Source organism: Haloarcula rara (assembly GCF_029338235.1).
Lineage (GTDB): Archaea > Halobacteriota > Halobacteria > Halobacteriales > Haloarculaceae > Haloarcula > Haloarcula rara.
In genome coordinates this window covers 2,969,556-2,983,608 of the sequence record NZ_CP119785.1, presented here as the reverse complement: position 1 = coordinate 2,983,608, position 14,053 = coordinate 2,969,556, and the positions used below count along the sequence as shown (strand labels likewise).

Annotated in this window: 19 protein-coding genes; 6 read left to right on the top strand and 13 right to left on the bottom strand. The window is 65.2% G+C overall.

The window, feature by feature from the left end; translation table 11 throughout:
• Position 1 precedes the first annotated feature (1 nt).
• The 8 genes from P1K32_RS15955 to P1K32_RS15920 form a co-directional block, all read right to left on the bottom strand.
• Positions 2-646, bottom strand: a complete 645-nt coding sequence (locus P1K32_RS15955) for a hypothetical protein (RefSeq protein ID WP_276250675.1) — start codon at positions 644-646, stop codon at positions 2-4.
• A 325-nt stretch (positions 647-971) separates the two neighbouring features.
• Positions 972-1,616, bottom strand: coding sequence for a 3-isopropylmalate dehydratase small subunit (gene leuD / locus P1K32_RS15950; RefSeq protein WP_276250674.1), 645 nt, complete (start codon positions 1,614-1,616; stop codon positions 972-974).
• Positions 1,617-1,710: 94 nt separating this feature from the next.
• Positions 1,711-3,132, bottom strand: coding sequence for a 3-isopropylmalate dehydratase large subunit (gene leuC, locus P1K32_RS15945; protein WP_276250673.1), 1,422 nt, complete (start codon positions 3,130-3,132; stop codon positions 1,711-1,713).
• Positions 3,129-3,398, bottom strand: coding sequence for a DUF7989 family protein (locus P1K32_RS15940; RefSeq protein ID WP_276250672.1), 270 nt, complete (start codon positions 3,396-3,398; stop codon positions 3,129-3,131). The genes leuC and P1K32_RS15940 overlap by 4 nt, the downstream gene beginning before the upstream one ends.
• 1 nt (position 3,399) lies before the next feature.
• Entirely contained in the window at positions 3,400-4,425 is a 1,026-nt protein-coding gene (gene ilvC, locus P1K32_RS15935; protein ID WP_276250671.1) for a ketol-acid reductoisomerase, read from the bottom strand.
• Positions 4,418-5,017, bottom strand: a complete 600-nt coding sequence (gene ilvN / locus P1K32_RS15930) for an acetolactate synthase small subunit (protein ID WP_379691306.1) — start codon at positions 5,015-5,017, stop codon at positions 4,418-4,420. Before ilvN ends, ilvC begins: the two co-directional genes overlap by 8 nt.
• Complete coding sequence (gene ilvB, locus P1K32_RS15925) at positions 5,017-6,777, bottom strand: biosynthetic-type acetolactate synthase large subunit (RefSeq protein WP_276250670.1); 1,761 nt, start codon at positions 6,775-6,777, stop codon at positions 5,017-5,019. The genes ilvN and ilvB overlap by 1 nt, the downstream gene beginning before the upstream one ends.
• A 339-nt stretch (positions 6,778-7,116) precedes the next feature.
• Positions 7,117-8,358, bottom strand: a complete 1,242-nt coding sequence (locus P1K32_RS15920) for a LeuA family protein (RefSeq protein WP_276250669.1) — start codon at positions 8,356-8,358, stop codon at positions 7,117-7,119.
• A 162-nt stretch (positions 8,359-8,520) separates the two neighbouring features.
• Between P1K32_RS15920 and P1K32_RS15915 the strand changes: the two genes are divergently transcribed.
• Together P1K32_RS15915 and P1K32_RS15910 are read left to right on the top strand one after the other, a co-directional pair.
• On the top strand, positions 8,521-8,763 hold the full coding sequence (locus P1K32_RS15915; protein ID WP_276250668.1) for a hypothetical protein: 243 nt from the start codon (positions 8,521-8,523) through the stop codon (positions 8,761-8,763).
• 84 nt (positions 8,764-8,847) lie between these two features.
• A complete protein-coding gene (locus tag P1K32_RS15910; protein WP_276250667.1) occupies positions 8,848-9,153 on the top strand; it encodes a DUF5779 family protein in 306 nt (101 codons plus the stop codon).
• A 1-nt stretch (position 9,154) separates the two neighbouring features.
• Here P1K32_RS15910 and P1K32_RS15905 read toward each other — a convergent pair whose 3' ends face one another.
• A complete protein-coding gene (locus tag P1K32_RS15905; protein ID WP_276250666.1) occupies positions 9,155-9,844 on the bottom strand; it encodes a VOC family protein in 690 nt (229 codons plus the stop codon).
• 197 nt (positions 9,845-10,041) lie between these two features.
• A complete protein-coding gene (locus tag P1K32_RS15900; protein WP_276250665.1) occupies positions 10,042-10,590 on the bottom strand; it encodes a hypothetical protein in 549 nt (182 codons plus the stop codon).
• Positions 10,591-10,673: 83 nt separating this feature from the next.
• On the opposite strand from P1K32_RS15900, the gene P1K32_RS15895 reads away from it, so the two are divergent.
• The 3 genes from P1K32_RS15895 (at position 10,674) to P1K32_RS15885 (ending at position 12,024) form a co-directional block, all read left to right on the top strand.
• On the top strand, positions 10,674-10,811 hold the full coding sequence (locus tag P1K32_RS15895; protein ID WP_276250664.1) for a hypothetical protein: 138 nt from the start codon (positions 10,674-10,676) through the stop codon (positions 10,809-10,811).
• A gap of 52 nt (positions 10,812-10,863) precedes the next feature.
• Positions 10,864-11,544 carry a hypothetical protein gene (locus tag P1K32_RS15890; RefSeq protein ID WP_276250663.1) on the top strand — a complete coding sequence of 227 codons (681 nt, stop codon included), beginning with the start codon at positions 10,864-10,866 and terminating at the stop codon, positions 11,542-11,544.
• 69 nt (positions 11,545-11,613) lie between these two features.
• A complete protein-coding gene (locus P1K32_RS15885) occupies positions 11,614-12,024 on the top strand; it encodes a JAB/MPN domain protein-containing protein (RefSeq protein ID WP_276250662.1) in 411 nt (136 codons plus the stop codon).
• Between the two features lie 8 nt (positions 12,025-12,032).
• Here the strand turns inward: P1K32_RS15885 and P1K32_RS15880 are convergent, their stop codons facing one another.
• The 3 genes from P1K32_RS15880 to P1K32_RS15870 all read right to left on the bottom strand — a co-directional run bounded on the left by P1K32_RS15880 (position 12,033) and on the right by P1K32_RS15870 (position 13,790).
• The gene (locus P1K32_RS15880; RefSeq protein ID WP_004593281.1) at positions 12,033-12,242 is read right to left on the bottom strand and encodes a ribbon-helix-helix domain-containing protein; all 210 of its coding nucleotides are present in this window, start codon (positions 12,240-12,242) and stop codon (positions 12,033-12,035) included.
• Between the two features lie 60 nt (positions 12,243-12,302).
• Complete coding sequence (locus P1K32_RS15875; protein ID WP_220587489.1) at positions 12,303-12,455, bottom strand: hypothetical protein; 153 nt, start codon at positions 12,453-12,455, stop codon at positions 12,303-12,305.
• 162 nt (positions 12,456-12,617) lie between these two features.
• A complete protein-coding gene (locus P1K32_RS15870; RefSeq protein ID WP_276250661.1) occupies positions 12,618-13,790 on the bottom strand; it encodes a M24 family metallopeptidase in 1,173 nt (390 codons plus the stop codon).
• A gap of 62 nt (positions 13,791-13,852) precedes the next feature.
• Between P1K32_RS15870 and P1K32_RS15865 the strand changes: the two genes are divergently transcribed.
• On the top strand, positions 13,853-14,032 hold the full coding sequence (locus P1K32_RS15865) for a hypothetical protein (RefSeq protein WP_276250660.1): 180 nt from the start codon (positions 13,853-13,855) through the stop codon (positions 14,030-14,032).
• Positions 14,033-14,053 lie beyond the last annotated feature (21 nt).

The window sequence follows — 14,053 nt, the reverse complement described above, 5'->3', positions numbered from 1 at the left end:
CTCAGTCTGCTCTCGCCAGCGCCACACCGATATCGTGCTCGACAAGCAGGATGACCCCCAGCGCCGCCAGGCCGACCGCCGACGGGTCGACACCGCCCAATCCTAGCGCCGCGAGCAGCCCACTGAACTGCTCGCCCTCGAAGACGAGCAGGAGCCACACCGTCGCCCCGATGGCCTCGACGACGCTGAACCCAGCGGTCCCGAGGTCGACGACCGTTTCGAAGGGGGCGACGCCGCGCAAGACGTTGTCCTCGACGGTGTGCAGGGGCACCAGCAACACCGAAAACAGCGCCCCCGCGGCGAGGATTCCGTCGACCCCGCCCAGTCGCTGGGCGACCCCCAGCCACAGTACCCACAGAAGTGCCTCGGAACCGCTCACGACGAGGGCCTGTTTGCCGGGGAGCGCCGAGGCCGAGACGCCGTTGACAGTCGCGTCCGTGAGGACGTGTTCGACCACCAGGCCGATGGTGAGGACCCCCAGCCCGACGGCGGAGGGGGCGGAGATGGGCGGTGCGTCCGCGACGAGGGTCAGCCATAGCCCCAGTGTGAGTGTCTGGACTAGCGTGAATCCGACCATCAGGAGTGTCTGTCCTGTCACGCGGAATCCCGCGAGTGGAGACCGCTCGCCGGAGTCGATGGTGGCCATACCCACTCTGGCGAGTCGGGTCTGTTTGTTAGCGGCTGCTTATCGGGTAGTGAGCGGGTACTGGCCGCCACTTCGGGCCAGCCCGCCGGCGCCGTTCGCAGGCTGTCGGCTCACAGGGGCTCGGGAGCCAGTACCGCGGGCAGAACCTGCGGTCGGCTGGTGAACGAACCTGCCGTCGACAGCCGGAGAATGCGAGACAGCGAGCGCCGTTAGTGGTCCGCTTCCGCGAAGCGGACGCGTAGGGCTCAACGATAAACCGCTTCGTGGCTAATCGTCTGCTTCTGCGAAGCGGACGCCTACAGCTCGGGCATAAAAGCCCTCGCGGCTAGTCGTCCGCTTCGACGTCCGACCGCGTATGGTCCAGATACGGCAGATTCCGGGCCGTCTCCTCGATTGCGTTACGATTTGCCTTCATCAGCGCTGTCGTGTCCCAGATGCCCTCGACGAGGGCCTTCCGCTGGGCGTCGTCGACGGAGACGCTGATATCTTTCCCACCGAAGCGGACCGTCTCGGCGGCGACGTCGACCTCGATGTCCCCGTCGGGGTGGTCGTCCACCCACTGCTGGAGTTCGTTGATGGTCTCGTGGTCGGCCGTCAGCGTGGGGATGCCGAGCGCGAGGCAGTTGCCCGCGAAAATCTCGGCGAAGCCCTCGCCGATGATGGCGTCGATACCCCAGCGCATCAGCGCCTGCGGGGCGTGCTCGCGAGAGGAGCCACAGCCGAAGTTGTTGTTGACCACCATGACGTTGGCGTCCTGGAACCGCTCCTCGTTGAGCGGGTGGTCCTTCTCGTTGTCGTCGTCGTCGAACCGCAGGTCGAAGAAGGCGAACTCGCCCAGCCCGTCGAAGGTGACGACCTTCATGAAGCGGGCCGGGATTATCTGGTCGGTGTCGATGTCGTTCCCGCGGATGGGGACACCGGTGCCCTCGACGTAGTCGACCTCCGGAATCTCCTCGGTCGCGTCGGTCATGCGACCACCTCCAGCGCTTCGCGCTGAGCAGGTCGCACGGCGCGCTCACGGGCTCCGCCCGTTCGCGTCTTCGAGACGCGTAGCGTCTCGCTTCTCATGCTAAGGTCACCTCCTTGATGTCGCGCACGTCGGAGACTTTCCCGTTGATAGCCGCGGCGGCGACCATCCGGGGGTTCATCAGCACGGTGCGGCCGTCCTTGCTCCCCTGGCGGCCGACGAAGTTCCGGTTCGAGGAACTGGCACAGGCCTCGTCGCCCTCCAGCTGGTCCTCGTTCATCCCCAGACACATCGAACAGCCGGCGTTACGCCACTCGAAGCCGGCCTCCTCGAAGATGTCCTTCAGACCCTCCTCCTCGGCAGCGTGCTGGACGCGCTGACTGCCGGGGACGACGAAGGCACGCACCGAATCGTCGACCTGGCGCCCCTTCACGATGCGGGCGGCACGGCGCAGGTCGGGCAGGCGGGCGTTCGTACAGGAACCCAGGAAGGCGACGTCGATGTCGTACCCCTCCATGGACTCGCCGGGCTCGACGCGCATGTGCTTCTGTGCGCGTCGGGCGGTGTCGACCTTGTCGTCGGCCAGGTCCTCGGGCGCCGGAATCGGGTCGTCGATGCCGATACCCTGGCCGGGGGTGGTCCCCCAGGTGACGACCGGGTCCAGCTCGCCGGCGTCGATCTCGACGACGTCGTCGTACTCGGCGTCCTCGTCGCTGCGGATGGACTCCCAGTACGGCTTCAGCTCGTCGAACTTCTCCGGGTGCGCCTGGAAGTAGTCCGTCTGTTCCAGCCACTCGTAGGTGGTCTCGTCGGGGTTGACATAGCCCGCGCGAGCGCCACCCTCGATGGACATGTTACAGATGGACATCCGCCCCTCCATGTCGAGGTTCTCGATGGTCTCGCCGGCGTACTCGTAGACGTAGCCGACGCCGCCCTCGGTCCCGAGACGGCGGATAATCTCGAGGATGATGTCCTTGGCCTCGACGCCCTCGTCGAGTTCGCCGGTGACCTCGATCTTGCGGACCTTCTGTTTCTCCATCGCGATGGTCTGGGTGGCCAGCACGTCGCGGATCTGGCTGGTCCCGATACCGAACGCCAGGGCGCCGAAGGCGCCGTGGGTCGAGGTGTGGCTGTCGCCACAGACGATGGTCTTGCCGGGCTGGGTGATGCCCTGCTCCGGCCCGATGACGTGGACGATACCCTGGTCGCCCGTCGTCGGGTCGGAGAACTGGATGCCCGCGTCGCGGACGTTCTCCTCCAGTTCGGCCATCATCCGCTCGGCCGCGTCGTCGGAGTAGGGCCGGTCCTGGTTCGCCGTCGGGACGATGTGGTCGACCGTGGCGTGGGTCAGGTCAGGCCGGGCTACTTCCAGGCCGCGCTCCTGGAGCATCCCGAACGCTTGCGGGCTGGTGACCTCGTGGATGAGGTGGAGCCCGACGAACAGCTGGTCCTGCCCGTTGGGCAGGGTCGTTACCTTGTGCTGGTCCCATACCTTGTCGTACAGCGTGTTTTCACTCATACGGTCTCATCACGTCCTTCGGTGCCGCGCTCGTAGGCGCGGTCGACGCCCTCGTCGGCGGAGTCGTGGTCGACATCTGCCATCGTCTGGGTCGTCTCGTCGGCGTCAGCCTGCCCACCGTCGGAGCGTGGCTCCGACGAGGCTCGCCGTCCGCTGGACGGCTCACCACCGTCGGCCGCCACTGCCGGGCCGCGGGTGAAGGCCGCGCCGAACGTCTCGTTCGTGTGTGGATGCGTGTGGTCCACGTCTTTCATCTGCTCTGTCATGTTAATCGTCCGCTGGGGCTTCCGCCTCTTCCTGCTGTTCCCCCCAGGAGAACAGCTCGCGCAGGCCGGCGCCGACCTGCTCGATTTCGTGTTCCTGTTCGGCCTGCCGGTACTGCTTGTAGCTCGGTCGGCCGGCCTGGTTCTCGAGAATCCACTCGCGGGTGAACTCGCCGTTCTGTATCTCCTCGAGAATCTTCTCCATCCCCTCGCGGTTGATGACTTCCTCACCGCGGGTGAGCCCGCCGTACTCGGCGGTGTCCGAGACCGAGTTCCACATCTCCATGTGGCCGCCCTCGTACATCAGGTCGACGATGAGCTTGAGCTCGTTCAGGCACTCGAAATAGGCCATCTCCGGGGAGTAGCCCGCGTCGACGAGCGTCTCGAAGCCGACCTTCACCATCTCGGTGACGCCGCCACACAGCACCGCCTGCTCGCCGAAGAGGTCCGTCTCGACCTCTTCCTGGAAGGTCGTCTCGATGACGCCCGCTCGCGTGCAGCCGATGGCCTTCGCGTAGGAGAGCGCGCCTTCCTTCGCGTCCCCGCTGGCGTCCTGATAGACTGCGATGAGACCGGGGGTGCCCTCGCCGCGGTCGTAGGTCCGGCGGACCAGATGGCCCGGGGATTTCGGCGCGACCATCGTCACGTCGACGCCCTCCTGGGGCTCTATCTGGCCGTAGTGGATGTTCAGCCCGTGGGCGAACTGCAGCGTGTCGCCGGGCTCCAGGCCGTCCTGGATAGCCTCGTACACTGCGGGCTGGACGGTGTCGGGGACCAGCATGACGACGCGGTCGGCCTCGGCGGCCGCCACGTCGGGCGTCTTCACGGTGAGGCCCGACGCCTCGGCGTCCTCCCGGGAGCTTGAACCCTCGCGGAGGCCGACGATGACGTCGACACCGGAGTCGTGGAGGTTCAGCGCGTGGGCGTGGCCCTGCGAACCGTAGCCAAGTACTGCAACTGTCTCGTCGGTTACGTGCGATACGTCGGCGTCGTCGTCGTAGTAGACCTCTGTCGTGAGTTCGTCAGTCATGTTTCTCCAGTGTCGTGGGGCCTCGTTCCAGCGCGGCGGCCCCCGTCCGCACGACCTCCTGCACGTCGAACTGCTTGAACGCCTCGACGGCAGCGTCGATTTTCTGCTTGCTGCCCGTGATCTCGACCGTCACCGAATCCGTGGAGGCGTCGACGGCCTGCCCGTCGTACATCTCCGCCACGGCGTTGACGTCGTCCGGTTTCTCCCCACCGACCTTGATGAGCGCGAGCTCCCGGCGGAGCGCAGTCGGGTCCAGTTCCGTCACCTCGATGACGGGGACCAGCTTCCGGAGCTGCTTTTTCGCCTGGTCGATGCCGGGCTCGGGCTCCTCGATGAGGATGGTCATCCGGGCCGTATCGTCATCGACCGTCGGCCCGACGGTGAGACTTTCGATGTTGAACTGCCGGCGCGAAAAGAGGGCCGAAACCTCAGACAGCACGCCGGGCTTGTGTTTGACGAGCGCCGACAGGACAGCCTGTCGGGGCTCGTGGGTCACTTCCGCTTCGGGGTCGATTCGGATACCTTGCTTGTTCCGTCGACCCGTGGGGTGCATCCGGTCGTGTGGCGCGGGGCCAGGCATTCCGCCAGTCATTAGAGTTCCTCCAGGTGGTCTTCCTGCAGCGCGAACTTCCCGTTGTCACCGCCGCTCGGGACCATCGGGAAGACGTTCTCCCCGGGGTCGATGTGGGCGTCGATGACGCTCGGGCCGTCGTACTCGCGCGCCGCTTCGATGGTCTCTTCGACGTCTTCCTGTGCTTCCAGACGGAATCCGCGGGCGCCGAAGGCCTCGGCGAGCTTATCGAACTGCGGAATCCACGGATACTCCGAAGCCATCCGGCGGCCCTCGTAGAAGCCGTCCTGCCACTGGCGGACCATCCCGACCGCCTCGTTGTTCAGGACGACGTAGGTGATATCGAGCTGCTCGCGGACCGCGACCGACAGGCCCTGGACCGTCATCAGGAACGAGCCGTCGCCGTCGAAACAGACGACCTCCTGGTCCGGGGCGGCGAGTTTGGCGCCAATGGCCGCGGGGACGCCATAGCCCATCGTCCCCAGGCCGTGGGAAGAGACCCAGGTGCGGGGTTCGGTGTACTCCCAGAACTGGGAGGCCCACATCTGGTGTTGGCCGACGCCGGTACAGACGATGGTGTCGTCCGGCGTCATATCCGAGAATTTCTCGACGACGTACTGGGGTTTCAGCGGCTCGTCGTCGGGCGTGTCGTAGGTCATCGGGTACTCGTCTTTCCAGGTCTGGCACTGCTCGCGCCACTCGTCGACGTCGGGGGCCCGTGGCATGGCGTCGAACAGCTGGCGCAGGACCTCCCGGGCGTCGCCGATGAGCGGGTAGTCCGCGTAGATGTTCTTGGAGATCTCGGCGGGGTCGATGTCGACGTGGATGACCTCGGCGTCCGGGGCGAACGAATCGACGCCGCCGGTCAGGCGGTCGTCGAAGCGGGTGCCGATGGCCAGCAGGCAGTCCGTGTTCGAGATGGCCATGTTCGCGTAGCCGGTCCCGTGCATCCCGGCCCACTCCAGGGAGAGCTCGTGGTCCTCCGGGAACGACCCGATGCCGGGCATCGTCGTGATGACCGGAATCTCGTATTCCATAGCGAACTCACGGAGCGCCGGGGAGGCGTCGGCCTTGATGACGCCGCCGCCCGAGAGGATGACCGGCCGGTCCGCGGCCGCCAGGGCTTCGGCTGCTTCCTGGACGGCCTCGTCGTCAGCTTCCTCTTGGACGTCGTAGGTGTCAGGGGTCGTCGCCTCGGCGGGCTCGACGTCGGTCTCGCCCTGCGTGATATCTTTGGGCAGGTCGACCAGTGTCGGTCCCTGTCGGCCGGCATCAGCCAGCGCGAAGGCCTCGCCGACGTCGTCGCCGACGGTGTCCGAATCGGCCGCGAAGTAGGACTCCTTGGTGACCGGCTGGGTGATTCCCACCGTGTCGGTCTCCTGGAACGCGTCGTTGCCGACGAACTCCGTTGGGACCTGGCCGGTCAGGGCGATCATCGGGTCCGAATCCATGTTGGCGTCGGCGATACCGGTGACGAGGTTCGTCGCGCCCGGTCCAGAGGTCGCGAAACAGACGCCGGGTTTGCCCGTGACGATGCCGTAGGCGTCGGCGGCGTGGGACGCCCCCTGCTCGTGGGCCATCGTCACGTGGTTGAGGTCGGAGTCGTACAGCGCGTCGTAGACGGGCATGATGGCCCCGCCCTGAACGCCGAAGATGTACTCCGCACCGGCGTTCTCCAAGGCCCGGACGACGGACTGGGCGCCAGTGGTGACGGGCGCCTGCTCGTCGGTCTCGTCCGCGGTCGTCTCTTCGTCGGCCGGAGCTTTGGCGTGTTCGCTCATAACTCCCCTCCGGTGGTGTGCTGTCGATACGGTCGTCGTGTGGTTGCTGTGTGCATTGCTGGGGTATCTGGTGGGTGGTGGATAGTCGGTACCGGCTGCGACGGGAGTGGGATGTGCGGGGCTAGAAGGCCCCTACAATACCTACGCCGCGAAGAAGGAGCGCGCCGCTGGCGGGTCGCTGGACCGAATCTCCAGTGCGCGCTGTCATCACGTCGATTCTCTGTCGGCGCTGGGTAATAAACGTTCTGTGATAGATACTGCCGAACGGCGTCGTACGGGCCACTCCGGGGGCCCCGCGGCTGGTGGCAGGTAGTCGCGACCGAAACCGAGGTCATCGGCCTACGCCCGGACCTCCTCGCTCTCCTCGTCGACGCCGACCTCCTGGGCGAACCGCTCCAGTTCGCTCATGGTGACCTGCTGTTTCTCCGCGCCGAACTCCTTGACGCGGCGGGTCACCTCTCGTACTTCGGCGTCGGTCGGGGCGTAGCCCGCATCGACCAGCCGCTCGCGCACCGAGTGAGCGCCGGTGTGTTTACCAAGCACCAGTTCGCGCTCGGCACCGACCATCTCGGGGGTCATGACGCCGGGCTCGAACGTGTCGGAGTTCTCGATGACGCCCGCGGCGTGGATACCGCTCTCGTGGGAGAAGGCGTTGCGCCCGACGATGGGCTTGTTCGCCGGCACCGGGATGTCCGACTTCTCCTCGACGATACGGGACAGCTCCGTGATACGGGTCGTATCGATGCCCGTGTTCACGTCGTAGAGCGATTCCAGCGCCATCACGACCTCTTCGTAGGCCGCGTTGCCCGCTCGCTCGCCGATACCGTTGACCGACACCTGTGACTGGCTCGCGCCCGCCTCGAACCCGGAGACGGCGTTCGCCGAGGCGAACCCGAAGTCGTCGTGGGTGTGGACGTCGATGCGCGCGTCCGTATGCGCGTCGACGATCTCGATGAGGTCGTAGAACCGCCGCGGCGTCGCGACCCCACAGGTGTCTGGGATGTTAATCCAGTCGGCCCCCGCGTCCGACGTCGCCTCGATGACTTCGATGAGGAAGTCCTCCGAGGTGCGGGTGGCGTCCATCGGCGAGAACATGCACTCGGCGCCCGCCTCCGTGATGCGCTCGACGGACTCGACGGCCGAGTCCAGCGCCTCCTGGCGGGTCGCGTGCATGGAGTCTTGTAACTGTACGTCGGACGTCGAGACGAAGGTGTGGACCATGTCCACACCCGAATCCAGAGCCGCCTCGATGTCCTTCTCGACCACACGCGCCAGCCCGCAGGTCGTCACGTGCGTGGACTCGGCGATGTCGCGGACGGCCTCGAACTCCGCGTCGGAGTTGACGGGGAACCCGGCCTCGATGACGTGGGTGCCCATCTCGTCGAGTATCGCCGCTATCTCGCGTTTGTCCTCGTAGTTGAACGACGTGCGTGGCGACTGCTCACCGTCGCGCAGTGTGGTGTCGAATATGCGTGCGTCTGTTATCTCAGACGTGGAATCCAGTGTGCCCTGGAAGAACTCGATCCGCCGGAGATCCCGACGTGCCCTCGTTGTTGGACATAAGCAGGTGTTAGTGGTCACTTCCCGTACTTATAGTTGTTCATCGCCGCGGCGTCAACGCCCCCTCGAAACGACAGATACCGCTATGAGAGCGGTGTTCGGACGAGTTGCGGGGCTTTCGTTCCACCGAACCTGTCTCTGCAGGCAGCAGATATTATTACAGGCACACCATTGATTGCCGTGATGACAGTTACATTTACCGAGGACGACAAAGGGAAGACAGTAGTCGATGCGAGTGAGACGACACTCGGCCGCGTGACCGCTGTGGAAAGGGATACGCTGTCTGTCAATCCCGACCCGAGTCTCGGTGAGTCTGTGCTTTCGGACCTCGGCTGGGGAAGTGCCACTGAGGACGACTACACAGTTCATCAGGACGCCGTCGACACCAAGGACGACGAGAAAATCTATCTCCGGGGGAACCTCTAGTCGGCGCCGTTGCCGAGCCTCTCGCACGACAGGCGTCTGACGCGGGGAGCAGATTTTTGCTGGTCGCACGCGTCCGTTTGCATCATGAGTGATTTCGAGGGACTGGACCTGCAAGCGGTCGAGGACCAGATGGCTGCCGACGAGGAGACCGGAGGGAGCCACCGGGTCGTGCTTGGCGTGCTGGACGGGACGACCGACGACGCGGAGTGGGTAGAGGCTATCGAGGACGGCCAGGTGCTCGTGTTGAACGTCGACGGCGACCTGAACGAACTTGCGTCGGGCTTTGCCCGACCGGTGAAAGACGCCGGCGGCGACCTGATGCACTTCCGTGGCTTTCTCATCGTGACGCCGGCGAGCGTCCGGATCGACAAGAGTCGCCTCGAAACCTGACTCAGCCGACCAGCGTCACGTAGTGCCCGTCGGGGTCCCGAATCCGCACGCCGTCTTTGACCGACGTGACCGAGAGCGCGTCGTCGGCCACCTCGCGGGCGACTGAGCTGGGGTCGTCGGTGACGACGCCGAAATCAACGTGCACGCCGCCCCGGGCATCGGCGATACCGAGCCGCGGCGACCACAGTTCCAGGTCGAACTTGCCCGTGGTGAGCCGGACCCGACCCTCCTCGCGTCCGTCGTCGACGGTCTCGAAGCCGAGCCGTTCGTAGAACTCGACGGCCCCGTCTAGCTGTTCGACCTCCAGGACCAGTTCGAAAAGTCCCGTGACGCCACTGCTTTGAGCTTTCAGCGGTCGCTCGCCGAGTTCCACGCAGTTACCCTCCGGGTCGTAGAAGTACAGCGAGCGCGCGTCGCCGAACGTGTGTTCGACCAGGTCGAACCGCTCGCCCAGCTGGTCGTGCCAGTCGTCGTACTCGCTGTCGGGCACGGTCAGCGCGTAGTGGGTATGGAGGCCACCGCGGGGGACGTCGCCGGGGGCACGGAGACGGAGCTCAGTCTCGCCGGCTGCGAGGACGGTTTCGCCGTCACGCTCTTCGAGGACGTCTAGTTCGAGAAAGGCGTCGTAAAAGGCGGTGAGCCGGTCAGGATACTTCACCTCCAGGGCGAGCCACTCGGGCGATGAGAGCATAGTGGACCTTAGTCGGCGTGGGTCAAAACTGTCGGCATCGAGTGCTCGACCGTCCGTCCAGGTACTTCACAGCGGTAACAGCCCGAAAGCCCACGACCGATGTCGTGGGCTTTCGCCTCGAAACTCTGTGACGACCCACTGATACCAGGACTGCCGTCTCCCCAGCCCTGTGGAGAAATAGGACTCGAGGATAGATATCACTCACAGTACGTGCCGTCAGAGAATTGAGTACACGTCAGCGACAACTCGTAGCGGGTTACGTCATCGGGTGCGTACTCGCTGTCTTCCTCGAACACGCCGGATACCGCTAGCTGCCTCTGCTCTCCGGGAGCTAGCTCGATGTCGGCCGGCTGAACACTGGTCAATTTCGGCGTGATGTTGGTGTCGGACTCGTCGAACAGCCTCAGCTCCTCATCGTAGCCAGTGGGGTCAGTCTCGGAATCGCCGCTGTTCTCGATAATCAGACTGACCACGAAGCTCCGCTCCGGGGGCGTCACCCCGTCTGGAGCCCCCTCCTCGTGGCTGATTACGGTCAGTCCGTCGACGCTGGATTCGACGGCCTCGCCGGAGCCGGCTTCGGAACCATCACCCGAACAGCCGGCGAGTCCGGCCACCGCGGTAACTGTCAGTCCGCCGCCGAGACGGGAGAGAATCGAACGACGTTGCATCGGATAGTGTAGTAAGCTCCTCTTGTACTCCGTATAATATTTTCTCTCAGCGCGGTCAGCACGCACAGTAAACACCATCAGAATCGCTCTCGAAGATCACCGATAGCTCGTAGCGAACTCCCATCTGACCAGTGTTCTCTCTGTCTTTTCAGTGGAACCATATGAGTTCCTCGAGAATTATTGGTACGGACAGCATTGAATCGGCCGTCGCGATACTGGTTTTCGTCGGCGTCTGTTACACCGCAGCCCGGTGGTTCGTGACCGGCGGCGGCGGGCTCAACAGCGAATGGTCCGACTGAGTCCCCATCGGTTAGATAGACCCTTTATTTTCGCCGAGCCCGAAGAGCGACTATGCCAATGAAAGGCGACGGCACCGCGACGGACTGGACGGAGACGAACCGCTGGGACCGGGGCGCGAGCTGGATTGCCTACCCCGAGGAGACGATGCAGCGGGCGAGCCACGTGCTCGGGACCGACGCCGGCGCAATCGTCGTCGACCCGGTCGACGCCGAGGGCATCGACGACCTTTTCACGGAGTTCGGCGAGGTGGCCGGCGTCATCGTCCTCCTTGACCGCCACAAGCGGGACTCGGCGACCATCGCGAAGCGCCACGACGTGCCCGTCTACGTCCCCGACGCCCTGGCCGGCGTCGAGGCCGACATCGACGCGACCACCGAGCGGGTCCACCGCCAGATTCCGGACACCGACTACGGCGTCCACGAACTGACGAGCAACGCCTTCTGGAAGGAAGCGGCGCTGTACGGCGACGAGGACGATACACTGGTGGTCCCGGAGGCCGTCGGGACGGCTGACTATTTCCTGGCGGGGACCGAGCGGCTGGGCGTCCACCCCATGCTGCGGTTGACGCCCCCGACGAAGCTGAACCGCCTGACTCCGGAGCGACTGCTCGTGGGCCACGGTCACGGTATCATGGACGACGCGAGCGGCGCGCTCGCGGACGCAGTCCGGGGGTCTCGCGGCCGGACGCCGGGGCTCTACGTCAAGAATCTGAAGTCCTTTGTCCTGGGGTAGCCGGCGACGGCGTCGCGTTCCCGGGCCAGCCGGCGACGGGATTATACGACCACCGCACGAAATTTGGGTGTGGTGTACGTTACACGCGGTCTCGTCGAAACGTTGCTGCGGATGGCCAGGGAGGCCGAGCCGAACGACGTGACTATCTCGCTGGCGGTCACGGAAGCCGGGCAGCTACCTGACGCCGGCCTCGACCCCGAGACACCGGTGTTTACCGACTTCTATCTCCCGTCGGCCGGGGGGTCGGTCAACGCAGTCTTCGGGATGGACCTGGGGACGCCCGCCGGGCAGACTCAGGGCCGTTTCGTCTCTCACCCCGACGGCTATATGGGCGTCAGCAAGCTTGACGACCTCCACGAGGTCATCTTCGTCGCCATCCCGCCCTGGGACACCGAGAGCTTCGGCGCGTTCGACCGGTCGGGACGGACCGTCGAGGTCGATATTCTGGATATCGAACCGCCCGAGAAATCGCTGGCCTAGCGGGTCCGCTACTCCAGGTAGCCCAGGTCCCGCAGCTGGTCAGTGATGTCCTGGAACTGTGCCTCCGTCAGTTCCCCTTCGCGCTGGTGTTCGACGACGATACTGCGAAGCAGGAAGCGGACCAGGTCCGAGGTACTGGAGAAGCTGGTCCCCTCGATAGTCTCCTCGACGCGCTCGGCGAGGTCTTTCGGTATCGAGACCGTGGTGTAATCGGCCATATCTGAGCCATGCCACGTGGGCGGAAAACGGTTGTGTCACGCCGCCAGCGACAGCGCTACTCAGCGAGGCTCGTCTGCCTCGGTGTCGAAGTGGCCGGCTGTCGCCGTGCTGGTCGGTGAGAACATCAGCGGCGCACCGTCAGTAGAACGGGTGCCAAACTCGGGGGTCGGATACGATTCGTCGTCGGTCGGGGTGGTTATCGTGGTTGTCATCCGGGGGGTCGTGTCGGGTCGCAGCGGTGGTCGGTCGTGGAATCCTCGGGCCGGGGCGTGGCGAGCTTGCGTACAAGCATGATGTATCACCTGCTTTCGCCCCATCTATAATAAAAGTTCATGATTTATCCCCGAACGGACCTGGCTCCTACTGAGAGACACTCACACGACCAGCCGCTGTTCGTACTCGGTGAGGTTCTCGTAGCCGTCCTCGGTGACGACGGCGATGTCCTCGATGCGGATGCCGCCAACGTCGGGATCGTACAGACCCGGCTCGATGGTGACGACGTGGCCGGGCTCGAGCTCGCCGCCCGAGGGCGAGAGCTGCGGGAGTTCGTGGACGTCCAGGCCGACGCCGTGGCCGGTGGAGTGGATGAAGCCCGTCTCCGCGCGGTCGTCGCTACGCAACGTCGGCAGTCCGGCCGCCTCGTAGACGTCACAGACCACGTCGTGGACGTCCTCGCCCGTCGCGCCGGGTTCCAGCGCGTCGAAGGCGGCCGTCTTCGCCCGCTCGGTCAGGTCGTACCACTCCCGCACGGTCTCGCCCGGCTCGCCCTTGCAGAACGTCCGGGTCATGTCGGCGTGGTACTTCGTCGTCTTGTCGCGGGGGAAGATGTCGACGATGATGGGCTCTCCAGCGTTCAGGGGCCCGCTACCGCGGTCGTGGGGGTCCGCCGCGTCGGCCCCGCAGGCGACGATGGTCTCGTCGAGCGAGCAGCCGTTCCGCAAGAGCGTCACCTCGATTTCCTCTTTGACCCGCTCGCTGGTCAGTACCGCACCGTCGTGTTCCAGGTCCCCGTTCTCGCCCACCACGGCATCGGCCAGCAGGTCCTCGGCGGCCCGCATCGCCGCCTCGTTCGCTTTCTGGGCCGCCCGGACGTGCTCGATTTCCTCGTCGGTCTTGGTCGCACGAATCTCCGTAACCGCCCCGTCGGTGTCGGGCGTCACGTCGACGCCCTGGGCCCGGAGGCCGTCGGCAGTCCGCAGCGGGAACCGCGCGGGTACCGCGACGCTGTCGACGCCGTAGGAGTCGAGAAACCGGGCGAGGACGTTCGAGACCGCCGCCTCAGGACCGTGCTCCTCGACCAGTTCGGCGTGGTCGAAATCGACGTAGCGTTCGACCGTTTCGGCACGCGACTCCCGTTTGGCCCGGCCAAACTCCAGACTCCGGGGAAAGAGCAGGTGCGTCTCCCCGTCGTACAGCGTGACGAAGGGGTCCGGCGCGTCGAATCCCGAGAGGTAGTACTGGTCGGAATCCGTCGAGTCCGCGTCGATGAGGTACCCCTCGATATCGGTCTCGTCGAGAAACGCGTCGAGTCTGGCGAAGTCGGGCATACCAGCCAGTCGGGGCGGGGACGGCAAAGGGCTACCGCCGTCTGCTGACTCTTGCCTATCCTGTGGCCGACGACGCAATCCGGCAACTGGCGGGTGATTCACTACCACCGGCAGGAGACGACCGCTGTTCGGCATCCAACTCTCGGGCGCTCTGTGGGACCCCAAGAGAGGTCACGGACGCCGTCCACTCGAACGTCGACGACGACTACACGCATACTATCGAGGCCCGGACGGTGCTGTAAACTGGCGACGAAACGGAACTG